Raw genomic sequence first — 24505 nt, 5'->3', positions numbered from 1 at the left:
GCATCGGCGGCCATCATTGCGGTAGGCATTCGGGCATGACGCGAAATTCGGCCCGGTCGACCCTGGGCGCCGCGCCGGTCCGGCGGATCCGACCGGCCGACGCCGCCCGGATGCGGGCCCTGCGGCTGGAGATGCTCGCCGACTCGCCGCTGGCCTTCCTGGAGACGCTCGCGGACGCCGCCGCCCGCCCCCACGCCGAGTACGCCGCCCGGATCGCGTACACCTCGCAGGGGTCGCACACCGCGCAGTTCGTCGCCGACCCGGGCGGCCGGCTGGTCGGTCACGCCGGCGGCGTCGCCTCCTCCGACGAGCTTGGCCTGACCGTGGTCTTCGGGGTCTACGTGACGCCGGCCCGGCGCGGCGGCGGGCTCCTCGCCGACCTGATCGACGGGGTCGCCGCCTGGTCCCGGGCATGCGGGCGGCCGGAGCTGATGCTGGAGGTGGTGGTCGGCAACGACCGGGCCTACCGGGCCTACCGGCGGCTGGGCTTCACCGACACCGGGGTACGCGTACCGCACCCCACGATCCCGGCCCTGCGGGAGCTCCAGATGCGGCGCGCCGCCTGACCGGTCGGGAGTCGTGCCGCCCGACCGGTCAGGCGTTGGCCCTCAGGCGGGGCGGCGGGTCTGGACGACCCGGAACCGGTTGGCGACGTACGCGCCGTCGGTGAGGGCGGCGTTGGCGGCCGGGTTGGCCCCGCTGCCGTGGAAGTCGGAGTACGCCGCCGACTGGTTGACGAAGACCCCGCCGGTCAGGTTGCAGGACAGGTGCACCCCGGCGTCGATCGCCGCCGCCTCGGCGGCGTCCAGCACGGCCTCGTCGGTGGTGTAGACCGCGGCGGTCAGGGCGCCCTTCTGCCCCACCGTGGCGCGCAGGACGTCGAGGCTGTGGGCGGTGGAGTCGGTGGCGATGACGAACGAGATCGGCCCGAACCACTCCCGGCCGTAGGTCGCCGTGGCGTCCGCGGCCAGCTTGACGATGGTCGGCGTACGGACCACCGCGTCAGGGTGGGCGGGGTGCTCCAGGGGCCGCGACTCCAGCACGACGTCACCGAGCTTGGCCGCCTCGTCCAGCCGGTCCAGCACGCCGTCGTTGACGATCGCGCCGGTCAGCTCGACCGCGCGGGCCGGGTCGGCGGTGAGCTTGGCCACCGCCCCGGCGATGCCCGCCGCGACCTCGTCGAAGCTCTTGTGCCCCTGGTCGGTGGCGATGCCGCCGGCCGGGATCAGGACGTTCTGCGAGGTGGTGCACATCTGCCCGCTGTAGAGGGTCAGCGTGAACCCCAGGTTGCGGCACATGCCGGCGAAGTCGTCGGTGGAGTCGATCACCACCGTGTTCAGTCCGGCCTTCTCGGTGTGCACCGCCGCCTGCCGGGCGTGCTGCTCCAGCCAGTCGCCGTACTCGGTGGAGCCGGTGAAGTCGACGATCCGGACGGCCTGGTGCAGGGCCAGGTCGGAGGCGAGCTTCTCGCCGGGCGCCTCGGCGGCGAGCAGGACGAGGTTCGGGTCGAAGCCGGCCTCGGCGAGCACCTCCCGGGCCAGCTTCACGGTGATCGCCAGCGGCAGCACCGCGCGCGGGTGCGGCTTCACGACCACCGGGTTGCCGGTGACCAGCGAGGCGAACAGCCCGGGGTAGGAGTTCCAGGTGGGGAACGTGTTGCAGCCGATCACCAGCGCGACGCCCCGGGGCACCACGTGGAACGTCTTGGTCATCCGCAGCGGCTCGCCCTTGCCGGCGGGCTTCTCCCAGGCCGCCGTCCCCGGGTGCCGGGTCATCTCCGCGTACGCGTAGGCGACCGCCTCCAGCGCCCGGTCGAGCGCGTGCGCCCCGCCGGCCTGGAAGGCCATCACGAACGCCTGCCCGCTGGTGTACTGCACGGCGTTGGCCAGCTCGAAGATGTGCCGGTGCAGGCGGGCCAGGATCTCCAGGCAGACGCCCGTGCGGGTCTGCGGGCCGGCGTCCCGCCAGCCGGGCAGGGCGGCGGAGGCGGCGGCGACCAGCTCGTCCACGCCGGCGTGCGGGTAACGCACGTCCAGCGGCACCCCGAACGGGCTCGCCTCGGTGGCGACCCGGTCGCCGGCGCCCGGCTGGTCGAGGGGGAAGTCACCGCCCAGGTACGCCTCGAAGGCGGCCCGGCCCTCGGCGGCGGCGGTCTCGCCGTACACGCGGGGGCTGGGCGACTCCGGGTAGGCGGACCAGTACCCGCGCTCGGTGATCGCGGTCAGCGCCCGGGCGAGGGTGTCGGCGTGCGTGGCGTACAGGGGATGCGGGGTCTCCGTCATGCCCGCCATCATGCCGCAGCCGGGGAACGGCCGTCACGGGCCGACCCGCAGGTGTCAGAAGTCGAGCTGCCACTCCATCCAGGCGTCGACCGGCCGGAAGCCCATCTGCTCGTTGACCGCGATCATGTACGAGTTGCTGGCCGCGTTGAAGGTGTCGATCACGCGGAGCTGCGGCTCGTGCGCCAGCACGTACCGCAGATTTTCGATCTTGCACAGCAGGCCGAGCCGGCGGCCCCGGTGCGCCGGATCGACGATGGTGATCTGCTGGAACGCGTGCCACGAAGTGGCCCGGTGGACGTCGATCATCGTCCAGGCGACCAGCCGACCGCTCGCGACGTGCAGGACCCCCTGGTGGTAGGCGCGACGGCCCCGGACGGCCAACACCCGGTCGACACCCCGGACCCGCTCGGCGTCGACCTTGTCCGGCTCCATGGTCAGGTCGCCGATCGGCGCGTCCTCCAGCAGCCGGCTGTCCAGGTAGGCGATGTCGTCGAGGTACTCCGCCGGGGTGGCCCCCTGCCAGCCGACCGTGCGGTAGCCGGCGGCCCGGCCGCGCGCGTCGGCCAGCAGCGCGTCCAGGGCCGGGTGGTCGAGGGTGGGGATCTCCAGGCGACGGCGCACCTCGGGCAGCGCCGGCTTGGCCCCCATCGCGGCGGCGAACCCGCTGCCGTTGTCCGGCCGGTCCGGCCCGTCGGGCAGCGGCCCGACCGTGGGGCCGATCAGCCGCTTGCGGCCCTGCCCGCGCAGCACCTGTACGGCGTACTCGTGCAGCGCGCGGCCGACGCCCCGCCGCCGGCGCGCCGGGTGCACCAGCAGCTCGACGCCGGCGTTGTCGAGATTTTCCAGAACGGACATCCGCAGCTCCAAATACCCGGCGGGCGTCCCGTCCAGGGTGGCCAGGGCAAGGTGCTGCGACCGGCCGGGCATCGGGTGCCGGAGCGTGGCCTCGAACGCCTCCCGGGCGTGCGGGAAGTCGGGCAGGTCGACGGCCTTGGCCGCCCCGCTGACCGCGTACGCCGCGTCGATCGCGGCCTGGTCGGACTCGTCGAACGACGCGATGACGATGCTCATCCGACGAGGGTGCGCCAGGAAAAGCAACCGGGCCAGCGATTTAAATCGCCGGCCCGGAGAAAGTTGGTCGGGAGGGACGATCGCACAACGCCTCCGGCGTTGGGTCGCAAGGCTTGAAAAGTCTCCGGCGAAAGCCCTCCCGCACGAAGCATCTTGCGCTCGTCCACTTGCTGTCGTCAAGGCCCAGGTGGGTGGTTTCTCGTACCGTGGGCGAAGAGTCAGTTACCCGACGGATCGACCGTATCCCCCGTTCGGGTGAGCCGTCCACCCCACCGGCCGACCCGACCACCCGACAGGACGGTCGGCGGTCGGCCGGCGCAGTGATGCACGCCGGTCGACCCGGCGACACGAACGCGGCGGTCAGCCGGCGGGGCGAGCGGCGGCGGTCAGCCGAGCAGGCCGGCGTCGCGGGCGGCGCGCAGCGAAGGCCGGATCCGGTGGGTCGGGCCGACCAGGCCGGCGACCGCGTCGATGGTCTTGAGACCCTCACCGGTGTTGAACACCACGGTCTCGGCCGTCGGGTCGAGCCGCCCGGACTCGACCAGCTTGCGCAGCACCGCCACGGTCACCCCGCCGGCCGTCTCGGCGAACACCCCGGTGGTGCGCGCCAGCAGTCGGATCCCCGCGCGGATCTCGTCGTCGTCGGCGTACTCCATCCACCCGCCGGTGCGCCGCACCGCCTCCAGCGCGTACAGGCCGGCGGCCGGGTCGCCGATGTTCAGCGACTTGGCGATGCCGGTCGGCTTGACCGGGGTGACGGTGTCGGAGTCGGCGTGCAGCGCGGTGGCGATCGGGTTGCAGCCGGCCGACTGCGCGCCGAAGACCTTCCAGCCGCCCGCCGGGGCCTCCACCAGGCCGATCTCCACCAGCTCGCTGAACGCCTTGTCGATCTTGGTGAGCAGCTCGCCGCTGGCCATCGGCACGACCACCTGCGCCGGGATCCGCCAACCGAGCTGCTCGGCCACCTCGTACCCGAGGGTCTTGGAGCCCTCCGCGTAGTACGGCCGGACGTTCACGTTGACGAACGCGGTGTCCTCGAACTCGTCGGTCTCCACCAGCTCACCGCAGAGCCGGTTCACGTCGTCGTACGAGCCGTCGATGGCGACCAGCTCGCCGCCGTACACGGCGGTGGTGACCACCTTGCCCTGCTCCAGGTCGCTGGGGATGAACACCACCGACGGCGTCCCGGCCCGGGCGGCGTGCGCGGCCACCGAGTTGGCCAGGTTTCCGGTCGAGGCGCAGGCGAACCTGGTGAAACCCAGGGCCCGGGCGGCGGTCAACGCCACCGAGACCACCCGGTCCTTGAACGAGTGGGTCGGGTTGGCGCTGTCGTCCTTGACCCACAGCGGGGCGGTGATGCCCAGCTCGGCGGCGAGGTTGCCGGCCGCGACCAGCGGAGTCAGCCCCGGGTCGAGGGTGACCCGGGTGGCCGGGTCCTGGCCGGCGGGGAGCAGCGCGGCGTACCGCCAGAGGTTCCGCGGGCCGGCCTCGATCTGCTCGCGGGTGACCGCGGCCAGGGCGGCGGCGTCGTAGTCCACCTCCAGCGGGCCGAAACACTCGTAACAGGCGTGCTGGGCGGCCAACGGGTACCGGGCCGAACAGGCGCGGCAGACCAGCGCGCGGGCCGGGCTGGCGGCGGTGTCGATGCCGGAGGCGGCGGGAAGCGTCGACGTCATGTCGAGGAGTCCTCTCATCTTTCCCCACGTCGCACCCTGCGGCGGGGACGGATTTGGCACCTGCCCCGCGCGGCGCTCAACTCTGAGCGCGCGGGGTGGTTGCCGGGGCGTCGTCGGGCCGTATCCCTCAGCCCCTCTGGATGAGGTATGCAGTTGTGCCGCCGAGTCTACGGGCGTCCACCCCCGGCCGCCGAACACCCTTCCCACCCTGTGAGCCACGCCCCTGCCCGCGCCGACCCGGTGAAGATAGGGTGCGGCGCATGTCGGCGTGGGTGGTGGTCGGATCGGCCGCGCTCGGGTGCGCGGCGGCGGGCGCCCTGCTGCCCCCGGTGGCGTACCGGCTCGCCGTGCCGTACGGGGCCCCGGCCCGGCCGGACTGCGCGCGGTGCGGGGGCCCGCTGCCCCCGGGGGCGGCCGGCTGGCTACGCCGGCCCGCCTGCGGACACCGTACGGGCGTGCCCCGCTGGTCGACCGCCGTGCTCGCCGGGCTGGCCGGCGGCCTGCTCGGCGCGGCGCTCGGCCCGGTGGCCGTGCTCCCGCTGTTCCTCGCGCTGGCCGTGCTCGGCGTGCTGCTGGCCGTCGTCGACGTCGCCTGCCACCGGCTGCCCGACCAGGTGGTGCTGCCGGCGCTGGCCGCCGCCCCGACGCTGTTCGCCGTGGTCGCCCTGGTCACCGGCCGGTGGGACGACTGGCTGAGGGCGCTGCTCGGCGGCCTGCTGGTCGGGCTGCTGCTCACCGGGCTGGTGCTGCTGCCCCGGGCCGGTTTCGGTTTCGGCGACGCCAAGGTGGGCGCGCTGCTCGGTTTCCACCTGGGCTGGCTCGGCTGGGACGCGGTGGTGCTGTGCCTGGTGCTGCCCTGGGTGGTGAACGTGCCCGTGCTGCTGGTGCTGCTGGGCGCCCGCCGGATCGGCTGGCGGTCGAGCGTGCCGTTCGGGCCGGCCCTGCTGGTCGGCGCGCTGCTGGCCGTCCTCGCGGTGGCCGCCTGACACCGCCGTCTCGGCGTCCGTGACCGCTGACCGGTCAGGTCACGGCCAGCCGGGCGGCGAGCTCGTCGGCCAGCTTCTTCGCCAGGTCCGGAGGCACCGCCGCGGCGATCGCCTCCGGGCTGAGGGCGGTCAGCACCGCCCGCACGACCTCCTCGCTGACATTGCGGCCGACCAGGGCGCGGGTGTTCTCCAGGGTCTCGTTGAGCACGTTCAGGGTGTTGTAGTTCGGCGGGATGCCCCGTCCGTCGTACTGCCAGGGCAGGGCGCGCATGGCGCGCGCGACGGCGGGGTCCTGCAGGATGGCCAGGAACTGAGCGGGTGTCATGTCGTCCTCGCTGTCGAGAGCGCTCGCCACGGTGGCGAGCAGGTGGTCCCAGGGAAAGTTCGGCCCCGGGTCGGTGTGTGTGGTGCCGCCCCAGGCCAACCGCATGTCGTTGTGCCCGTAGAAGGCCCGCACCCGGGGGTTGGCCACCATCTCGGCGACGGTGGCCCGCCGCACCGCGACGCCATGGTGGCGGCAGAGCGTCGCCAGCACCGTGGCGAGCCGGCCCCAGGCGACGTTGGCCAGCCACCACTGTCGGGAGCTGCCGGCGAGGCCGGTGATCTCGATCGCGATGGCGTTCTCGTTGCCGGTGCCGGAACCGGCGTGGCCGGCCCGGACGTCCGTGTCCAGCGACTGCACGATCGAGTCGGAGTCCACGTAGAAGTGGGCGCTGACGCCGTCGGTGCGTCTGGTCGCGTACGACGCCTCCTGCTCGGCGGTGGCGGTGTTGGCGGTGGCGTGGATCGCGATGCCGTACTTCAGACCGTCCCGGTCCGGGTAGACGTTGCGGCCCTGCACGAAGGGAATCCCGGGAACTCTCACGATGACTCCGTTCCGAAGTCGAGGTGGGTGACGGCGGCCAGGGCGTCAGACAAACACCTCGACCGTCACCCTGGCGGCAACGCCCGCCCACCCGGCATTGCGGACACGATCACGTCCGGCGGGGTTGACTGTCCTCACCGCTTCCGGACAGACCGGGACGGAGACCACGGAGGACGCCCCGTGCCCGGATCCCGTTACCTCGTATCGCTGACCGTCATGGTCCTCGCGGTCACGTTCGGCCTCGCCGTGCCCGCCGGCGCCGTCGCCACCTCGCTCTTCTACGCCAGCAACGACTCGTACGTGAACCTGGCCTCCCCGAACACCAACTACGACACCACGAAGGTGCTCGCGGTGGCCGCCGGGCCGACCCGGATGTCGTACGTCTCGTTCGTCGTCACCGGCATGACCGAGCCCGTCACCCACGCCCGGCTCCGGCTGCACACCCGGGACGTCGGTCACGCCGGCAGTCCCACCGGCGGCACCGTGGAGCAGGTCGCCAACAACTGGGTCGAGACGACCCTGCGGGCCGCCAACCGCCCGGCGCCGATCGGCACGCCGCTGTCCATGTTCGGCGCGGTCCGGCCTGACGGCTGGTACGAGGCGGACGTCACCCCGGCGATCACCGGCAACCTGATCGTCAGCTTCCGGATCTCCTCCACCGACCCGGACGGCGCCTACTACGACAGCCGGGAGAACTTCCCCAACGGGCCGCAACTGATCGTGGACACCGGTCCGCCCGTTTCGAACCAGAACGTGCTCCTCGCCGCCGGTGACATCGCCGTCTGCGGTCGGGACCAGGACGAGCAGACCGCGCGGATCCTCGACCGTGAGCCCGGCACCGTCGCCGCCGTCGGCGACACCGTCTACGAGACCGGCACCGCCGCCGAGTACGCCAACTGCTACGGCCCGACCTGGGGACGGCACAAGAGCCGTACCCGCCCGGCGGTGGGCAACCACGAGTACCTGACACCGAACGCCGCCGGGTACTTCGGGTACTTCGGGGCAGCGGCGGGCGCCCCCGACAAGGGCTACTACTCCTACGACCTGGCCGGCGGACGCTGGCACATCGTCGTGCTGAACTCGAACTGCTCACGGGTCGGCGGCTGCCACGTCGGCTCGCCGCAGGAGCGGTGGCTCCGCGCCGACCTGGCCGCGAACCCCGCCCGGTGCACCCTGGCGTACTGGCACCACCCGGTGTTCAGCTCGGGCGAACGGCAACGGCCGGAGGTCCTCCCCCTGTTCCAGGCGCTCTACGACGATCGCGCCGAGATCGTCATCAGCGGACACGCCCACCAGTACGAGCGGTTCGCCCCGCAGACCCCGACCCGGGCCGCCGACCCGATCCGTGGCATCCGCCAGTTCGTCGTCGGCACCGGCGGTCGTTCCCTCCAGGCGGACTTCGGGACGGTCGTCCCGAACAGCGAGGTCCGCAACGGCACCACGCACGGCGTGCTGTGGGTGAACCTGCTGGCCGACGGCTACCAGTGGCGTTTCCTACCGATCCAGGGCCAGACCTTCTCCGACTTCGGCACCGATACCTGCCGGTGACCGGGGACGGAGATCCGGCAGCGACGACGGATCCGGCTCAGCTCGTGACGTCCTTACGGGTGAAGCGCCAGTAGGCGATCCCCCAGAACAGGGTGGCGTAGCAGACCGCGGAGATGCAGCCCAGCACCACGTCGTCGGTCTGCACCGGCGTCGACAGCAGGCCCAGCCAGGCGGTGCTGTAGTGGGTGGGCAGGAAGTTCCGCAAGGCGCCGAGCGCGGTGATCTGGTCGAGGATGCTGGACAGGATCCACAGCAGCACCGCGCCGCCGACCGCGCCGAGCGCCGCGTCGGTGACCACCGACAGCAGGAACGCCAGACCGGCCACCACCAGCAGGACGACCGCCAGGTAGCCGAGCACGGCCAGCAGCCGCAGCAGCCCCTCCCCCGGGGGCAGCTCCGCGGCGACCAGGCTGCGCAGCGGCGACCAGCCGTACCGGAGCGTGCCGACGAGCAGCGCGGTGCCGGCGAGGGTCAGCAGGGCCAGCCCCGAGTACGCCAACGCGACCAGCAGCTTCACCGTCAGCAGCCGGGCCCGGGGCACCGGGACGGCCAGCAGGTAACGCAGGCTCCCCCAGCTCGCCTCACTGGCCACGGTGTCCCCGCAGAACAGCGCCACCACCACGACCAGCAGGAACGACGCCGACACGAAGATCGTGAAGAGGGTGAAGTTCAGTCCGCCGGTGGTGGCGAACTCGACCAGGCTGGCGAACTCGCCGCCGCCGTTGTCGTCGTCGTCACCGGCGTCGAACTGGAACGCGATCAGGATGATCAACGGCAGCAGCACCATGAACCCGAGCGCCAACTGGGTACGCCGTCGGGACGCCTGCCGGCGGAACTCCGCCCGCAACGGCAGGGTGGCCGAAGGCCGGTAACCGGGGGCCGCGCCCACCGTGGACAGGTCCGCCATCACCGGTCTCCGCTTCCCCGAGAGTTCTCGCCGACCAGGGCGAGGAACGCGTCCTCCAGGCGACGCCGCGGCACCACCCGGTTCACCCCGACCCCGGCCCGCACCAGCTCGGCGACCACCTCGCTGCGGGCGGCGCCGTCGGTGTCCACCACGAGCTGACCGTCGGCGTCGGGCAGCACCCGCACGCCGTCCAGCCCGGCCAGCACGGTTCGCGCGGCGGCCGGGTCGGAGACGTCGAACAGCACGCTCGGCGACTCGCCGACGATCTCCTCGACCGGGCCGGAGGCTACGATCCGCCCCTTGTTCACCACCACCGCGTGGGTGCAGGTCTGCTCCACCTCGGCGAGCAGGTGACTGGAGACCAGCACCGCCCGGCCGTCGGTGGCGTACCGCTGGAGCACCCGGCGCATCTCGGCGATCTGCGGCGGGTCGAGCCCGTCCGTCGGCTCGTCCAGCACCAGCAGCTCGGGCAGGCCGAGCATGGCCTGCGCGATGGCGAGCCGCTGCCGCATGCCGTGGCTGTACTTCTTCGTCCGGCGGTGCACCGAGTCGCCCAGACCGGCGATCTCCAGCGCCTCGGCGAACCGCGCCTCCGCCTCCGGTCGCCCGGTGGCCCGCCAGTACGCCTTCAGGTTCTCCAGGCCGGACAGGTGCGGCAGGAAACCCGGCCCCTCGACCAGGGAGCCGATCCGGGACAGCACCGGCGAGCCGGGGACCAGCCGACGCCCGAAGACGTAGATCTCCCCGGCGGTCGGCTGGGTCAACCCCATCAGCACCCGCAGCGTGGTGGTCTTGCCGGCGCCGTTCGGCCCGAGCAGCCCCACCACCTGACCGGGGTGCACCTCGAAGTCGACGTTCGACACGGCGACGAAGCCGTCGGCGTACTCCTTGCGGAGCTGACGCACGGCCAGCGGCGTGTCCGCGTACGCGGGATGGACCGAGGTGTCGTGGCGGCGGTGCCGGCGGCGCAGCACGGCGACGACCACGACGAGCCCGACGACGATGGCGGCGAGCAGCCCGGCCAGCACCCAGCGCCACAGCACGGCGGTGGTGGGGATCGGCTCGCCGGCCACCGTGGGCAGCACCACCGGCCCGTCGCCGAGGGCGACGGTGTGCACGGCGGGCTCGGCCGGCGTCGCGTACGCCTGGTCGCTGGTGGCCACCACGACCCGTACCCGGTGCCCGGCCTCGATCCGGCGGACGATCCCCGGCAGGGTGACGGTGACCGGCTGGGCGTCGTCGATCCGCGCGGGCAGGCCGGTGAGCCGGACCGGCGCGACCAGGCCGTTGGGCAGGCTCGCCGCGCCGTTCGGGTCGACGTCGTAGAGCTTGACGAAGAGGACGGCCTCGCCGGTCGGGGAGGCGGCCCGGATGCGTACGGTGGGCGCGCCGACCACGTCGACCGGCTCGTCCAGCGGCGCGGAGTCGAAACGGGCGTGCTGCCCGGGCAGGTCCCCGGCGACGCCGTCGAGCAACGACGAGAACCGCCCGGCCAGCGGCAGCGACGAGAGCGCGGCCGGGTTGCCGCCGGGCGGGTTGGCGACCGGCTGGGCCGGCCCGGTCACGGTGACCTCACGCCGCGCGTCACCGCCGACGCCCGGGTAGTCGTCGGCACGGTAACCGGTCGCCACCAGCCCCCGGTCCAGGGCGTCGAAACCGGCGATCCGGGACCAGGTGAAATCGTCGCCCGGGGCGTCGCCCGTGCCCTTGACGTAGTGGTCGAGCCACTGCACGGTCAGGTACTTCACCCGGTCCGAGTCGGACTTCGGGCCGTCGCCGCCGTCGTGCCCGCCGGTGAACCAGGCGACCCGGACGGGGGTGCCGGTGGCGGCGATCCCCCGGGCGTTGGCGTCCGCCTCGGCGAGCGGGAAGAGGCTGTCCGCCGTCCCCTGCACCAGCAGGGTGGGGGCCTTGATCCGGTCCAGCACGGTCGCCGGGCTGGACCGGCGCAGCAGATCCACGGCAGCCTGGTCGGCCCGACCGGTGGCGGCGATCCGCAGGTACGCGGCGCAGACGTCGGCGGCGAACCGGCCACACGCCGGGTCCACGCCTGCCAGGCCACCCTGGGCGGGCGCGCCACCCTGGGCCGGCGGCCCGCCCGGCCCGGCGCCTTCGGCCGCGTCGGCGCGACCGGTCCCCTCGCCGGCGCTCTCCCCGGGGTCGCCGCCCCCGCTGTCGGCCGCTGCGGGGTCGGCGCGACCGGCCAGGCCGGTGGGGGCCGCGCCCGCGCTGCCGAAGAAGACCCCGGCCCAACCCTTCTTGAAGACCCCGTCGACAGGCGCCCGGCCGGTGCTCTCCGGCAGGAACGCCCGGGGCAGGTCGTTCCAGGTGATCATCGGCACGATCGCGTCGACCCGCTGGTCCTGCGCCGCCAGCAGCAGGGCCAGCCCGCCGCCGTACGAGCCGCCGACCACGCCCACCGCCGGGTCACCCGGAGCGTCGACGCGCACCTCCGGACGGTCGGCGAGCCAGTCCAGCAGCCGCTGGGCGTCGCGTACCTCGTGCTCGGGGCTGTTCAGGTGGATCTTCCCACCGCTGCGGCCGAACCCACGCGCGGTCCAGGTGAGCACGGCGTAGCCCTGCTCGGTGAGCTCCTCGGCGTCGGCACGGACCGAGTCCTTGGTGCCGCCGAAGCCGTGGGCCAGCAGCACCGCGGGCGCCCGACGGGCCGCCGAGGCGTCCCTGGGCAGGAAGAAGGAGATGTCCAGGGCGACCGGCGCCGGGCTTTCCTCGGTCGGGTCGCCCTGGGACGGGTCGCTGCCGGTCGGACCGGCGGGGACCGGGAGCAGCGCGGACCGGACGGTGAAGGACGGGCGCTCGGGCCACACCGCCCAGCCGACGACGACGGCGACCAGCACCGTCACCACCGAGGCGGCGACGAACCGGCGACCGGTGGGCAGGGCACGCCGGAACCGCGCGGCCGACAGGGATGGCATGGAGGACACCGTACGTCGTTGATCCTGAGCGTTGGCTGAGATCCTCCGTACGTCCGTCCGGTTGCGCCGATCGGCGGCACGGAACAGTCGACCGCGCACGCCTCGAAGAATCCCGGTAGTAGTCTTCGCATCCCGTGAATTACGAATCTTCCCGCGAAAGCCCCGAGATTCCGTCAAGTCGCCCCGCCGTCGGCGGCCTTCCGTGGTAGGAACATCACCTCCTACCGCTAGCGAGCAGAATCACACCCTCGGACCGGCCGTCGGGTCGGTGGTCCGCACCACCACCGACCCGGCTGGCCCCGAATCCGCCCTTCGACTCCTACTCCGACCTCGACTCCGCATCCGACTCGGCTCCAAATCCGACCGGACCGACAGCGAGATCCCCCTGTCGGGCCTAGGGCCTCACCTGGCCACCCCTTCCTTGTGCCCTGAGGCGAAGCCTGTCGAGCTGCCCCAGATATGGGGCACGACTGGGTTGCCTCCCCAGAACTCACCCGGGATGGCCGCAAGGACTCACCCGGGATGGCCGCAAGGGCTCCCCAAAACCCCGAAGTGGTGGTCACCCGGCCTGCTCACCCCACGACATGGCGGAAATCGCGCTCTTGTCGACCGGGCCGTCTCGACCGTCTCGACCTTCTCCGCCGTCCGGTGATCGCTGCCCCCGCCGCCTCCACCGCCGCCACCGCCCCATATCTGGGGCAGCTCGACAGGATGGGTGGCAGATACCTCTTCACCGGCAACCGTCGCGCGCAGTGACGGCCGGCCGACCGGCTGGCTGGCTGGCTGGCTTCCAGTGGCAGACAGGGTTCGCCCGGCGGAAGCCCGGTTCCCTACCGCGCCCGGGTGGCGCTTCGCACCCCGGCCAGGGCCGCAGGTCGAACCCGGCCAGGGCGCCGGGGCGCTCACCGACCGGCGGTGCGTCGCTCACCGACCGGGGCGGACGGTGGCGGCTACCCTCGGGCGGGTGGCAGAACCCGAGTTGACCCTGATCGCGAGCCTGCGTCCGGCCGCGTTGGACGCCCGCCGGGGCGTGGTGCGCCTACCCCCGGAGGTGCTCACCGCGCTGGCCCTGCGGCCCGGTGACCCGGTCCGGCTGACCGGCCGCCGGCAGACCGCCGGCATCGTGGCGAAGGCCGAGCCGGGCGCCGGCAGCGGCCTGCTCCAGGCCGACGACCTGCTGCTCGGCAACCTCGGCATCCGCGACGGCGGTCAGGTCACGCTCAGCCCCATCCCGACCACGGCGGCCGGTCGGGTGACCCTGCGCGGGCCGGCGGCGATCGTCGCCGCGGTCTCCCCGGAGATGCTCCGGCTCGCCCTGCTCGGCAAGGTGGTCACGGCCGGCGACGACGTGTCGCTGCTGCCCCAGGACGTCCGACCGGACGCCCCGGCCCGCACGCTGGTCGAAGCCGCGCGCCGTAGCCTCGCCAACACCGTCGGGTACGCCTGGACGAGCACCCTGCTCACCGTGGTCGCCGTCGAGCCGGGGCCGGGCGCGCTGGTCACCATGGACACCGTGGTCGGCTGGGAGCACGGGCAGGCCACCCACGGCACCGCCCGGGCCGGGTCCGACGGCGGCGTACCGGCGTGGGACGCGACCGGTGGCGTGACCGGTGCTCGGGGGTCGACCGGCGTCGCGCGCCCGACCGTGGAACCAACCGGCATGTCGCGCCCGACCGGGAACATGCCGGGCGTCACACGACCCGCCGGGGACATGCCGGGCGGCACGCGACCCGCCGGGGACATGCCGGGCGGCACGCGACCCGCCGGGGACATGCCGGGCGGCACGCGATCGGACGGGGACGCGGGCGGCTCGTCGCGTCCGGCGGTGGAGGACGCGGCGCAGACGCCCGGGGTCGACGAGCTGCCCGGTCTGCGGACCCAGGCCGAGGAGCTGACCGAGCTGCTCGACCTCGGCTTCCACCACCGCGAGGTCCTCGACCGGCTGGGCACGACGGTGTCGCTCGGCGTGCTGCTCAGCGGGCCGGCCGGGTCGGGCAAGTCGGCGCTCGTCCGCGCGGTCGCCGCCGTGGTGGGCGCGCGGGTCCGGCCGCTCTGGGCCCCGGAGCTGGCGGCCCTGACCAACCAGGCCGCCGCCGGACGGCTACGGGAGGCGGCCACTGCGGCCCGCGCCGACGGGACGGCGGTGCTGCTGGTCACCGACGTGGAGGCGCTCGCCCCGGCGGAGCAGCCCGGCCCGCTGGCCACCGTGTTCCGGCAGGTGCTCGCCGAGGCGGTACGGGCCGGTGTGGCGGTGGTCTGCACGACCAGCCGCCCGGAGTCCGTCGACCCGGCGCTGCGCGCCCCGGATCTGCTCTCGCTCCGGATCACCGTGCCCCTGCCGGACGCCGCGCTGCGCCGGGAGCAGTTGACCGTGCTGACCCGCCGGGTGCCGCTCGCCACCGACGTCCGGCTGGACGAGGTCGCCGCGCGTACCCCCGGTTTCGTCGCCGCTGATCTGGCCGCCCTGGTCCGGGAGGCCGGGGTCCGCGCGGCGCTGCGACAGAAGTCGACCGACGAGCCGGCCGTGGCGATGGCCGACTTCACCGCCGCGTTGGAGGTGGTCCGTCCCACCTCGATGGCGTCCGCCACGCTGGAGCTGGCCAACGTCACTTTGGAGGACGTCGGTGACCTGGTCGAGGTGAAACAGACCCTCACCGAGTCGGTGCTCTGGCCGTTGACCTACCCGGACACGTTCGCCCGGCTCGGTGTGCAGCCGCCGCGCGGGGTACTGCTCTACGGGCCGCCCGGGTGCGGGAAGACGTACCTGGTCACCGCGCTGGCCGGCTCGGGACGGGCGAACGTGCTCTCGGTCAAGGGCGCGGAGCTGCTGTCCAAGTGGGTCGGCGAGAGCGAACGCGCGGTACGGGAGCTGTTCCGCCGGGCCCGTGAGGCCGCCCCCACGTTGATCTTCCTGGACGAGGTGGACGCGCTCGCCCCGGTACGCGGCCAGGCCACCGACGGCGGCACCACGGACCGGGTGGTCGCCGCGCTGCTCACCGAACTGGACGGCGTGGAGGCGCTGCGCAACGTCGTCGTGGTCGGCGCGACGAACCGACCCGACCTGGTCGACCCGGCGCTGCTTCGGCCCGGACGCCTGGAGCGGCTGGTCTACGTCCCGCCACCGGACGCCGACGCCCGGGTGGAGATCCTGCGCGCCGCCGCCCGCAACGTCCCGCTCGCCGACGACGTGGAGCTGACCCCGCTGGCCGAGGCGCTGGACGGCTTCTCGGCGGCGGACTGCGCCGCGCTGGTCCGCGAGGCGGCGCTGGCCGCGATGCGGGAGTCGCTGACCGCCGCCACGGTCACCGCCGCGCACGTCGCGCAGGCCCGCCGTCGGGTCCGCCCGTCCCTGGACCCGGATCAGGTCGCCTGGCTGGCCGCGTACGCCGCCAAGGCGTGATCGACCCGCCGTCGGCGCTCGATCGTCTCGCCCTCCGGCGTCTGCTCGACCTCATGTCCCTGAGGCGGGGTGTCCCTCGGAAAGGATGCCCCCACATCCTGGAGGAGAGGCCGGTAACTCACGCCGCAGGGCGGCTCAGCAGTTCGGGGCGGGCGCGTCGAGGGAGATCTCCGCGTACACCTGGTCGCCGTCGGCGCGGAGCCGCGCGCCACAGCGGGTCAGCACGGAGAGCGCGCCCGCGTTGTCGACGGTGGTCTCGGCGACCACGGTGTGCATGCCGTGCGCGGCGGCGACGTCGAGCAGCTCCCGCAGGGCCGCCGCGCCGACCCCCTGGCCCCGGGCCGAACGCCCCAGCCACATGCCGGCCTCGACCGTACCCGGCTCCGCCCGGCGGGCCATCCGGATCATGCCGACCACCTCGCCGCCGAGCAGGATCGCGTACATGACGGTGCCGGTGCCGCCGTGGAGGCCGCCGAAGTGGGCCCGGTGGAACTCCCGGAACGCGTCCCGGCGGGCCAGCGACCAGCCGGCCGGCGCCTCCACCGGCGGCATCACGTCACCCGGTTCCGCCTCCGCGGCGGCAACCGAGAGCAGCGGCTCCAGGTTTCCCTCGTCCACCGGCGCCAACCGGACGTCTCCAGCCACGTGCCGCAGTCTGCCGGGCGGGCCGGGCGGCGTCCACCCGAACGTCTGGCCTCCACCGGTCCGGCGGCGGGTACCGGCCGGTCGGCCGGGCGGAGTGTTCCTCGTCACGCTCCGGGGTCGGTCGCCGCCACCGCGCCACCATCGAACTCGCAGAGCACGACGGACGCGTCGTCGGCGCGCTTGTGCCGCCGCAACCGCTCCGGATGGTCCCGCTCCGCCGCCCGGACCCGTTCGATCAACGCGCCCGGGCCAGCCGTGCCGACCAGGTCCAGCAGACCGTCCCAGCCGAACAGGCCGAACTGCTCGACCGCGCAGGACGCCCCGTCACTGAGCAGCGCCGCCCGGCGTACCGCGCCCGGCCCGCGCAGCGGAACCGTCCCGGTGACCGCCTGGTACGCCGCCTCCGGCTCGCCCGCCGCCACCCAGTACCCGGGCGTACGGTTCATCCGCTCGCGCTGCGCCGTCACCGCCCGGCGGAACCCGCTGACCGGGTCGTCGACACAGCCCGTCGGAACGGTCGCCGGCACGGCACGCAGCTCGGCCAGCGCGACCTCCAACCGGTCGTCGGAGACGACGCTGACCCGGTCACCGGTGTCCAGGACCAGTGGGCTGTCACAGAGCACCAGGTAGTCGGCCCGGTCGCCGCCGTCCCGCAGCAGACACACGGTGGCCGACGGGGTTCCCGGATGGTCGAGGTCGCACCCGCCGCCGTGGTCGGCGCGTACCCCCAGGATGGCCGCCGCCAGGTGGCTGGTCAGCGCGGCGGTCGGCCGGGCCGCCTGGGCCAGTCCGAGCCGGGCGGCGAGCTGCCGGACGTACCAGACCGGGCCGTGCACGCAGCCGGTGTCGAAACCGTCCGGGACGGTCGCCCCGTCGAGCACCCCGACCAGCGGCCCGAACCGGAACACCAGATCCTCGTTCTCCGGGTGCCCCGGCGACGCCGTGGAAGCGGATCTGACCTGCATCATCGTCAACTCTCCCGGGCCGGGAACGACCACGCTGCGTCGGCCGTGGCGACACCGGTCGTGGTCCGTCGCGTCGGCGGCGTCGTCGGCTGGTGACGCCGTCGGTCATGGTGGCATGCCACCGGGCACGTCGGTGTCCGGTCGGCCCGACGCCGGTGGAACCGGTGGCGTCGGGACCGGCGGGACCGGCGGGACCGGGGGTGGAGCCGGTGGCGTCGGCGGTCGCGGCAGGCCGGAGTACGGCTCCTCGGCGGTGTAGGGGGCATTCACCGTCTGCTCCGGCGCGCGGTCCGGCCCGGACTGCGGCGGACGTTTCCGGCCGGCCCGGGCCAGCCAGCCGAGCGCCGCCCCGGCCGCCCCGGCCAGGGCCGCGAGAATCGCCGGATGACGGGCGTACGCGCGTGCGGCCATGGCTGTGCCCCCTCTCGCCGACCCGGCCCGGTGGCCCGGGTCGGGACCACCTACCCGCCCCGCCCGCCCACATACCCGCCGACCGCCCGGGACGATCGGTCAACCGAGCGAACCGGAGCGGTCACCGATAGTAGCCTCGGCTTGACGGCAGTCGTCGACGCGACGGGGGGAAGCGCTGATGTTGCAGAGGTTGCACGAGACCGGCCTACGGTCGGAGCATGCCTATCTGGCCGGGTTCGTCAGCATCGGTCTCTCCTTCACCAGTTGGTTCCTCTCCAAGCACCTGGAACGGGCCGGCGTGGCCCGGGCGGACCGGTGGGGGATCTTCATCGGGGAGTGGGCGCCGACGTTCTTCGCGATCGGCAACGGGCTGCGCACGTACGAGAGCCGCTGAGGCCGCAGCCGACCGGCGCGACCGACGCCGGAACGGCGCGATCCGACGCCGGAACGGCGCGGGCGGCGGTTCGGGCGGCGCGGGACGGACTGTGGTCAGCGGCGACGGTTGCGGGCCCGGGAGGAACGCAGCCGGCGTAACCGGCTGACCAGCACCGGGTCGGCGGCGAGGGCGGCGGGGTTGTCCAGCAGCGCGTTGAGCAACTGGTAGTACCGGGTGGCGGAGAGGCCGAACGTGTCCCGGATCGCCTGTTCCTTGGCTCCGGCGTGCCGCCACCAGTTCCGCTCGAAGGCGAGGATCCGGCGATCCCGTTCGGCCAGCTCGTCACCGGCCCCGGACCCGACCGCCGGGTCCGCTGCCGCCGGGTCCGTCGGCTCTCCGGGCGGCAACTCCACCGACCGCGACGGACCGGGCGGCAGCTCCACCGCCTCCGACGGCTCCGTGGCGCGGGGCCGGTCGGTCGGCGGGGACGCCACGCGGGTGGACTCGACCTCGGGCGCGGACCGCGGCGGGGGCACGCCGGCCGGCGGTGACGTGGGCTCCGGCTCCACCCGCTCGGCACGGCCGGGGAACGCGTCGGCGGACGGCGGCATGGCGCTCCTCGGGCAGGCGGCCGGCTCGGCGACGCCAACCGGGGGAACCCCAGGTTAACCAGGCCCGGCCAGCAGCGCACCGTACGCCGGGGGGCGACGTCGGAGGGGACCCGTCCCCGCGTACGAGGCGTGGGGTCGGGTCCCTTCCGGCCTGCCGGTCAGGCGATGTCGCGGCGGCGGATGCCCCAGAGGGCCGCGCCGAGGGCCAGCACCAGCCCGACGGCGAACAGCGCCGACGACTGCTGCCAGGTGATGGTGAGCGTGTCGGGTTGGCAGCCGGACACCGTGGAGTAGTTGCACGCCTGGTAGTTCTCCAGCTTGACCTGCTTGCTCATCCAGGCCAACGCGTACGTGGGGAGCAGCCACGCCTCGGGGAACTTCGCGTTGGCCAGCGACAGGACGATGCCCAGCCCGAACTGGCCGACCACGGCGACGGCGAGCACCCCGCCGAGGGCGAACGCGGTGTGCCGGCCGGCCGACGCCAACGCGAAACCGATCACGGCGGCGACCAGCACCAGGGCGAAACCGCGCAGGCCGGTGAGGGCGAACGACTGCCAGGCGCCGCCGGTCATCCCTTCGGTGCTGCCCCGGAACGTGCCGACCGCCCAGAAGGCCGCCGTCCAGACCAGCGTGCCGAGCAGGGTCACCGCCGCCACGCCGGTGAGCAGCGCCGCCAGTTTGGTCAGCAGGACGCCGGTCCGTCTCGGCCGCCACAGCAGCAGGTTCATCATGCCGCCGGTGCTCCACTCGGCGCCGACGAAGGAGGCGCCGACCACGAACGCCACCAGCACCAGGATCGCCGCGTACGTGGTCAGGACGCCGCCGAAGTTCTCCCGGAAGTCGAAGGTGGAGGGGAGGTACCACTGCGCCTGGAACGCGTCCCGGGGCGGCGGGGTGATCTGGGCGCAGTCCTCGGGCCAGCGGCCGTTCTTCGGCTCCCCGGCGGTCTCCGCCCGCTGGCACTCGACGCGCTCCTGCTCGGTGAAGCGGATCTGCTGCTCGTACTCCGCCTGGGCCTGCCGTTCGGCGGTGGCCCGCTGCGCCGGCCCGATCCGCTCGTTGGTGAGGAACGTGCCGACCGCGACGGCGGCCAGCACCAGCAGGCCGATCAGCGTCATGTACCGGGTGAAGCGGCGCTTGCCGAGGCGGCGCAGCTCCGTGGTGTACAGGCTCATGCTCCCCAACCTCCCGTGCTGGCGTCGCCGACCCGGCGGGACTGGTCGACCTGGCGGTGCTGGCCGGGGACGGGCGCGGTCGCGGTCAGCTCCAGGAAGACGCTCTCCAGGTCGGCGGTGACCGGGGCGAGTTCGCTGACGTACAGGCCGTGCTCGGCGAGCAGCCTGGTGACGGTGGCCGGTTTGTCGACGCCGGCCAGCATCAGGTGGTCGTCGTACGCGGTGACCGGCACACCGGCCCGGCCCAGGGCGTCGGCGGCGGTCGGCAGGTCGGCGGCGGCCTCCAGACGGACCCGTACCGTGCCGCCGGAGTACCGGGCGAGCACCTCGTCGACCGGCCCGAAGGCGACCCGGCGGCCCAGCGAGATGATGGTGACCGAGTCGCAGATGAGCTGGATCTCGCCGAGGATGTGGCTGGACAGCACCACGGTCATCCCGGCGGCGGCCAGGTCGCGTACCAGGGTCCGCATCTCGCGGATGCCGCCCGGGTCGAGGCCGTTGGCGGGCTCGTCGAGGATCAGCAGCTTCGGGTTCTTGAGCAGCGCGGAGGCCACCGCCAGGCGCTGTTTCATGCCGAGCGAGTACGTCTTGACCCGTTCGCCGGCCCGGTCCCGGAGCCCGACCAGCTCCAGCACCTCCTCGACCCGGGGCCGGGGCACCCCGCCAGCGCCGGCGAGCAGCTCCAGGGTGTCCCGCGCGGAGAAGTGCGGGAAGAACTGCGGGCTCTCCACGATCGCGCCGACCTGTCCGGCGACCTCGGGCAGCGCGGCCGGCACCTCCCGGCCGAGCAGCGCCATCCGGCCGCCGTCGGGCCGGATCAGACCGAGCAGCGTACGGAGGGTGGTGGTCTTGCCGGAGCCGTTCGGGCCGAGGAAGCCGTGCACCTGACCGGCGTCGACCCGCATGTCGAAGCCGTCCAGCGCGTGCCGTTCGCCGCGCCTGCGGCTCTTGTACGTCTTGCGTAGACCTTCTATCTCCAGGACGGCGGGCACCGTGAACCTCCCCCGCTCGGTTGTATGACGGCAAGGATGATACTTCGCTATCCGTAGTAGTAAAGCGCGAATCGCCGACGCGGGTCGCTTCCCGACCCCGGAACGACCGTCGCCGCGGCGGGCAGCCGCGGCGACAGCGCGCTCCTGACGGGTACGGCGCGACGACAGCGCGCTCCTGACGGGTACGGCGCGACGACAGCGCGCTCCTGACGGGTACGGCGCGACGCCGGTCAGCGGTCCGGGTCCGCCCCCCGACGTCGCCGGCCGAGCAGCGTCAGCCCCGTCCCCACGGCGATGAGCGCCAGCGCGCCACCGACCATGGGCAACGTGGCCGGGCCGGTGATCGGCAGCTCGCCGTCCCCGCCGCCGTCGCCGCCCGACGTGGTCACCCGCACCACGATGGTCTTGGACGCGCCGACCAGCTCCGGATCATCGCTCGGGCGGGCCACCCGGTAGGAGTGCTCACCGGTGGCCTTCGGCGTGACCGTCAGCGTGAAACGGCTCCGGTCGTCGAGCTGCCCGCTGGTGACCTTCTGCCACTTGCCGTCCTTGAGCTGCTGGAGCTCGACGGTGGACAGGCCGGACGGCTTGACCGTGCCGGTGAAGGTGACCTTCGTACCGGGCTGGACGGTGGTCCGGTCGGCGGACGCGGTGATGGTCGGCCGGAACCGGGGGTGAGCGGACGTGACGACGATGTAGGCCGGCACGATGCCGATGTTCGTCGGACGCAGGATTCCGACGCAGCGCAGGTAGATGTCGCCGACCGGATACACCCTGCTGAAGGTGCCGTCGGCGGCGGTGACGCCGTTGGGCGTGCCCGGCTGCTCGACGCAGACGTTGTCGTGCCCGAAGAAGATCGGCTGGTTCGGGAGGCCCTTGCCGGTGTCCTTGTCGTAGAACCGCCCCTTGACGGTGAGCGGTCCGTCACCGACCAGCGGGTCGGGCGTGAGCTCCATCGTCACCGCCGGCTGGTGGGCGCCGGTCACCTCCAGCGACACGGTGGTCCCCGCGTCACGCGGGTCGACCTCGAGCCGGTTGCGGGCCGAGTCCTCGGCGATCACCTGGCCGACCTCCCACCGGCCGTCCCAGGTGGACGGGACGTGGACGGTCGCGCTCCACACGCCGTCCTTCGCCGTGCCGGAGGTGAGCTTCAACTCCACGCCCTCGTTGCGCTCACCGCCCTCGACCCGGCGCAGGCCGAGCAGGGGGGTGGCGACGCCGTCCATCTCGCCGGCCTCGATGACCCCCGACTCGTCGGTGAGCCGGACGGCGACGGTGACCGGCACCAGGTCGACCCCGCTGACCCCGACGTCGTCCGGGGTGACGGTGAGGTCCGCGATCACCGGCGGCGCGGTGTCGGCCGCGGCGCGGGCCACCGGGGCGGCGAGGGCCGTGGGCGCGCCGATCGCGCCGACAGCGGCGCAGAGGGACGCGGTCAGAAGTATGCGTAGCCGCAGCATGGGACTGCCCTTCACGGAAGGCTCGTCGTGGCTCCTCCGCCACGTGCGGCGACCCTACAGTTTATCGATGCCCTGGCGGCCGTCCCGGACGTGTCCGTTATTCGACCGAACTTTTCCGCTTCCCGGACAGACCACGCCCAGCCGCCGGGCCCGTCGGGCCGCCGGTGGGCCGTCGGGAAGCCCGACGGCTCAGGCGCAGACCACGTCGACCCCGGCGGCGCGGAACTCCGCCACCACGGCGGGGGACGCGCCGGAGTCGGTCACCAGCGTCTCCACCCGGTCCACCGGGCAGATCCGGGCGAAGGCGTGCCCGCCCAGCTTGGACGAGTCCGCGATGATCACCACACGTTTGGCCCGGGCCACCATCAGGTTGTTCATCGCCGCCTCGCCCTCGTGGTGGGCGGCGGCCCCGAGGTGCGGATCGATGGCGTCCACGCCGAGCAGGGCGACGTCCAGGGTGACCTCGCGCAGCAGCGCCCCGCCCAGCGGGCCGACCAGCTCGAACGACTTGGGCCGGACCACCCCGCCGGCCACCACGACCTTCATCCGGGACCGCACCAGCAGCTCGTTGGCGATGTTCAGGGCGTTGGTGACCACGGTCAACTGGGCGCCCTCGGCACTGGTGTTCAGATCCGCCCGGACGGCCAGGGCCCGGGCTACCTCGGTGCTGGTGGTGCCGCCGTTGAGGCCGACCACGGTGCCCGGGGAGACCAGCGCGGCGGCGGCGGCGCCGATCCGTTGCTTCTCGGCCGAGTGCTTGGCGGTCTTGTAGCGCAGTGGCAGGTCGTACGAGACGCCGTTGGCGACCGCCCCGCCCCGGGTACGCGTGATCATCTGCTGCTGGGCGAGCTGGTCGAAGTCCCGGCGGATGGTGGCCTGGGAGACGTCGAGCCGCCCGGCGGCCTCCTCGACGCTGACCCTGCCGCTGTCGGTCAGCATCTCCAGTAGGGCGTTCCATCTCGCGTACCGGTCCACCTCGGGGGCCTCCACGACTGCACGGAAGGTGATTGATTGCGTGCACAGTAGTGCGCGAAACTGGGTGTGCGCAAAACCTTCGGCTGCGCGATCCGGCGAGCGGTTGCCAGGAGCACCCGACTTCGCGCAGAATGACGCTCGAAACATAGCTGTAACGAGCCGTATTGCGCACAGTCTCCCCTGCGAGGATTTCTCATGGCGTACGTGGACGCAGAGATCGCGAGCCAGCCCGACTGCTGGCGGGAGGCGGCCAATCTGGCCCCGACCGTCGCCGACCGACTCCCGCGCCCCGGCGAGCGGACCGCCGTCGTCGGCTGCGGCACCTCCTGGTTCATGGCCGCCGCGTACGCGGCCCGCCGCGAGGCCGCCGGCCAGGGCGAGACCGACGCGTTCCAGGCGTCCGAGTTCCCCACCACCCGGCGCTACGACCGGCTCGTCGCGATCACCCGGTCCGGCACCACCACCGAGGTCACCGACCTGCTCGCCGCGCTGCGCGGCCACCTGCCGACCACCGTCATCGTCGGCGACCCCGACTCCCCGGCCGCCGGCCTCGCCGACACCGTGCCGCTGCCGTTCGCCGACGAGCGGTCCGTGGTGCAGACCCGGTTCGCCACCACCGCCCTCGCGCTGCTCCGCGCCCACCTCGGCGACAACGTCTCCGCGCTCGCCGCCGACGCCGAGGTCGCCGTCCGGGCCCCGCTGCCGCTCGACCCGACCCGGGTGGAGCAGGCCACCTTCCTCGGCCGGGGCTGGACCGTCGGCCTGGCCCAGGAGGCCGCGTTGAAGTGCCGGGAGGCGGCCACCTTCTGGGCCGAGGCGTACCCGGCCATGGACTACCGGCACGGGCCGATCTCCATCGCCGCCCCGGGCCGGCTGGTCTGGGCGTTCGGCGAGATCCCGGACGGCCTCGCCGAGGACGTCGCCGCCACCGGCGCGGCGTTCGTGCACAGCCGCACCAACGGCTGCCGTACGGTGCTCGGGCGCTGGGCCGCCGGGCGTACCCCGGTCGACCCGATGGCCGACCTGATCCTGGCGCAGCGGTTCGCGGTGGCCCTGGCCACCAGCCGTGGCCTCGACCCCGACGCGCCCCGGCACCTGACCCGTTCCGTGGTACTGGCGTGACCCCCGCCCCCGACCCGCCCGGCCCGCCGGCCCCCACCGGGCCCGCACCGCACGCCCCGCCGGCCCACCCCCGGTCCGACGCCGTCGACGCGCCGCCGGTCG

20 protein-coding genes and 1 riboswitch are annotated in these 24505 nt (G+C 73.7%); of the genes, 6 read left to right on the top strand and 14 right to left on the bottom strand.

Translation table 11 applies throughout. The annotated features are described in order from the left end of the window. Positions 1-35: 35 nt before the first annotated feature. Positions 36-566 (top strand): GNAT family N-acetyltransferase, encoded by a 531-nt coding sequence (locus O7606_RS22600; RefSeq protein WP_281596025.1) that lies wholly within the window; start codon positions 36-38, stop codon positions 564-566. Positions 567-608: 42 nt separating this feature from the next. Here O7606_RS22600 and paaN read toward each other — a convergent pair whose 3' ends face one another. The 3 genes from paaN to thrC all read right to left on the bottom strand — a co-directional run bounded on the left by paaN (position 609) and on the right by thrC (position 5029). Beyond that, a complete protein-coding gene (gene paaN / locus O7606_RS22595; RefSeq protein WP_281596024.1) occupies positions 609-2282 on the bottom strand; it encodes a phenylacetic acid degradation protein PaaN in 1674 nt (557 codons plus the stop codon). 54 nt (positions 2283-2336) lie between these two features. Next, positions 2337-3353, bottom strand: coding sequence for a GNAT family N-acetyltransferase (locus tag O7606_RS22590; protein ID WP_281596023.1), 1017 nt, complete (start codon positions 3351-3353; stop codon positions 2337-2339). Positions 3354-3739: 386 nt separating this feature from the next. Next, a complete protein-coding gene (thrC, locus tag O7606_RS22585) occupies positions 3740-5029 on the bottom strand; it encodes a threonine synthase (RefSeq protein WP_281599814.1) in 1290 nt (429 codons plus the stop codon). Positions 5030-5040: 11 nt separating this feature from the next. Further along, a riboswitch (SAM riboswitch) is annotated at positions 5041-5176 on the bottom strand. A 113-nt stretch (positions 5177-5289) separates the two neighbouring features. On the opposite strand from thrC, the gene O7606_RS22580 reads away from it, so the two are divergent. Beyond that, the gene (locus O7606_RS22580; RefSeq protein WP_281596022.1) at positions 5290-6015 is read left to right on the top strand and encodes a prepilin peptidase; all 726 of its coding nucleotides are present in this window, start codon (positions 5290-5292) and stop codon (positions 6013-6015) included. A 34-nt stretch (positions 6016-6049) separates the two neighbouring features. On the opposite strand, the gene O7606_RS22575 is transcribed toward O7606_RS22580, so the two are convergent. Beyond that, positions 6050-6880 (bottom strand): peptidoglycan recognition family protein, encoded by an 831-nt coding sequence (locus O7606_RS22575; protein WP_281596021.1) that lies wholly within the window; start codon positions 6878-6880, stop codon positions 6050-6052. 180 nt (positions 6881-7060) lie between these two features. Here O7606_RS22575 and O7606_RS22570 point away from each other — a divergent pair, with 180 nt between their 5' ends. Then, positions 7061-8428, top strand: a complete 1368-nt coding sequence (locus O7606_RS22570) for a DNRLRE domain-containing protein (RefSeq protein ID WP_281596020.1) — start codon at positions 7061-7063, stop codon at positions 8426-8428. 37 nt (positions 8429-8465) lie between these two features. On the opposite strand, the gene O7606_RS22565 is transcribed toward O7606_RS22570, so the two are convergent. Beyond that, entirely contained in the window at positions 8466-9335 is an 870-nt protein-coding gene (locus O7606_RS22565; protein ID WP_281596019.1) for an ABC transporter permease subunit, read from the bottom strand. Beyond that, positions 9335-12271 (bottom strand): alpha/beta fold hydrolase, encoded by a 2937-nt coding sequence (locus O7606_RS22560; RefSeq protein ID WP_281596018.1) that lies wholly within the window; start codon positions 12269-12271, stop codon positions 9335-9337. The genes O7606_RS22565 and O7606_RS22560 overlap by 1 nt, the downstream gene beginning before the upstream one ends. 985 nt (positions 12272-13256) lie before the next feature. On the opposite strand from O7606_RS22560, the gene O7606_RS22555 reads away from it, so the two are divergent. Continuing rightward, complete coding sequence (locus tag O7606_RS22555; RefSeq protein ID WP_348651174.1) at positions 13257-15671, top strand: AAA family ATPase; 2415 nt, start codon at positions 13257-13259, stop codon at positions 15669-15671. Between the two features lie 135 nt (positions 15672-15806). On the opposite strand, the gene O7606_RS22550 is transcribed toward O7606_RS22555, so the two are convergent. The 3 genes from O7606_RS22550 to O7606_RS22540 form a co-directional block, all read right to left on the bottom strand. Continuing rightward, a complete protein-coding gene (locus O7606_RS22550; protein WP_281596016.1) occupies positions 15807-16316 on the bottom strand; it encodes a GNAT family N-acetyltransferase in 510 nt (169 codons plus the stop codon). Positions 16317-16420: 104 nt separating this feature from the next. Next, entirely contained in the window at positions 16421-17281 is an 861-nt protein-coding gene (locus tag O7606_RS22545; protein ID WP_281596015.1) for a hypothetical protein, read from the bottom strand. Between the two features lie 105 nt (positions 17282-17386). Next, positions 17387-17692 (bottom strand): hypothetical protein, encoded by a 306-nt coding sequence (locus tag O7606_RS22540; protein WP_281596014.1) that lies wholly within the window; start codon positions 17690-17692, stop codon positions 17387-17389. A gap of 178 nt (positions 17693-17870) precedes the next feature. On the opposite strand from O7606_RS22540, the gene O7606_RS22535 reads away from it, so the two are divergent. Continuing rightward, positions 17871-18086 carry a hypothetical protein gene (locus O7606_RS22535; RefSeq protein WP_281596013.1) on the top strand — a complete coding sequence of 72 codons (216 nt, stop codon included), beginning with the start codon at positions 17871-17873 and terminating at the stop codon, positions 18084-18086. Positions 18087-18181: 95 nt separating this feature from the next. Here the strand turns inward: O7606_RS22535 and O7606_RS22530 are convergent, their stop codons facing one another. From O7606_RS22530 to O7606_RS22510, 5 genes are all read right to left on the bottom strand, one after another. Beyond that, positions 18182-18679 carry a DUF3263 domain-containing protein gene (locus O7606_RS22530; protein WP_281596012.1) on the bottom strand — a complete coding sequence of 166 codons (498 nt, stop codon included), beginning with the start codon at positions 18677-18679 and terminating at the stop codon, positions 18182-18184. A gap of 158 nt (positions 18680-18837) precedes the next feature. Further along, on the bottom strand, positions 18838-19854 hold the full coding sequence (locus tag O7606_RS22525) for an ABC transporter permease subunit (protein WP_281596011.1): 1017 nt from the start codon (positions 19852-19854) through the stop codon (positions 18838-18840). Continuing rightward, positions 19851-20846: an ATP-binding cassette domain-containing protein gene (locus O7606_RS22520; RefSeq protein ID WP_281596010.1), complete on the bottom strand. Its 996-nt coding sequence runs from the start codon at positions 20844-20846 to the stop codon at positions 19851-19853. Before O7606_RS22520 ends, O7606_RS22525 begins: the two co-directional genes overlap by 4 nt. 230 nt (positions 20847-21076) lie before the next feature. Next, positions 21077-22321 carry a hypothetical protein gene (locus O7606_RS22515; RefSeq protein WP_281596009.1) on the bottom strand — a complete coding sequence of 415 codons (1245 nt, stop codon included), beginning with the start codon at positions 22319-22321 and terminating at the stop codon, positions 21077-21079. Positions 22322-22495: 174 nt separating this feature from the next. Further along, positions 22496-23281 carry a DeoR/GlpR family DNA-binding transcription regulator gene (locus O7606_RS22510; protein ID WP_281599813.1) on the bottom strand — a complete coding sequence of 262 codons (786 nt, stop codon included), beginning with the start codon at positions 23279-23281 and terminating at the stop codon, positions 22496-22498. Between the two features lie 195 nt (positions 23282-23476). On the opposite strand from O7606_RS22510, the gene O7606_RS22505 reads away from it, so the two are divergent. Beyond that, positions 23477-24403 carry a sugar isomerase gene (locus O7606_RS22505; RefSeq protein ID WP_281596008.1) on the top strand — a complete coding sequence of 309 codons (927 nt, stop codon included), beginning with the start codon at positions 23477-23479 and terminating at the stop codon, positions 24401-24403. Positions 24404-24505 lie beyond the last annotated feature (102 nt).

This window comes from Micromonospora sp. WMMD882 (assembly GCF_027497255.1).
Classification (GTDB): Bacteria; Actinomycetota; Actinomycetes; order Mycobacteriales; family Micromonosporaceae; genus Micromonospora.
This window is presented reverse-complemented; position numbering and strand designations above follow the sequence as displayed.

What these genes read in the sequence shown, in the direction of transcription:
- O7606_RS22540 (WP_281596014.1), bottom strand. Translation starts at nt 17,692, where the DNA reads ATGGCCGCACGCGCGTACGCCCGTCATCCGGCGATTCTCGCGGCCCTG.
- O7606_RS22545 (WP_281596015.1), bottom strand. Translation starts at nt 17,281, where the DNA reads ATGCAGGTCAGATCCGCTTCCACGGCGTCGCCGGGGCACCCGGAGAAC.
- O7606_RS22535 (WP_281596013.1), top strand. Translation starts at nt 17,871, where the DNA reads ATGTTGCAGAGGTTGCACGAGACCGGCCTACGGTCGGAGCATGCCTAT.
- O7606_RS22600 (WP_281596025.1), top strand. Translation starts at nt 36, where the DNA reads ATGACGCGAAATTCGGCCCGGTCGACCCTGGGCGCCGCGCCGGTCCGG.
- O7606_RS22525 (WP_281596011.1), bottom strand. Translation starts at nt 19,854, where the DNA reads ATGAGCCTGTACACCACGGAGCTGCGCCGCCTCGGCAAGCGCCGCTTC.
- O7606_RS22560 (WP_281596018.1), bottom strand. Translation starts at nt 12,271, where the DNA reads ATGCCATCCCTGTCGGCCGCGCGGTTCCGGCGTGCCCTGCCCACCGGT.
- thrC (WP_281599814.1), bottom strand. Translation starts at nt 5,029, where the DNA reads ATGACGTCGACGCTTCCCGCCGCCTCCGGCATCGACACCGCCGCCAGC.
- O7606_RS22505 (WP_281596008.1), top strand. Translation starts at nt 23,477, where the DNA reads ATGGCGTACGTGGACGCAGAGATCGCGAGCCAGCCCGACTGCTGGCGG.
- O7606_RS22590 (WP_281596023.1), bottom strand. Translation starts at nt 3,353, where the DNA reads ATGAGCATCGTCATCGCGTCGTTCGACGAGTCCGACCAGGCCGCGATC.
- O7606_RS22565 (WP_281596019.1), bottom strand. Translation starts at nt 9,335, where the DNA reads ATGGCGGACCTGTCCACGGTGGGCGCGGCCCCCGGTTACCGGCCTTCG.
- O7606_RS22530 (WP_281596012.1), bottom strand. Translation starts at nt 18,679, where the DNA reads ATGCCGCCGTCCGCCGACGCGTTCCCCGGCCGTGCCGAGCGGGTGGAG.
- O7606_RS22580 (WP_281596022.1), top strand. Translation starts at nt 5,290, where the DNA reads ATGTCGGCGTGGGTGGTGGTCGGATCGGCCGCGCTCGGGTGCGCGGCG.
- paaN (WP_281596024.1), bottom strand. Translation starts at nt 2,282, where the DNA reads ATGACGGAGACCCCGCATCCCCTGTACGCCACGCACGCCGACACCCTC.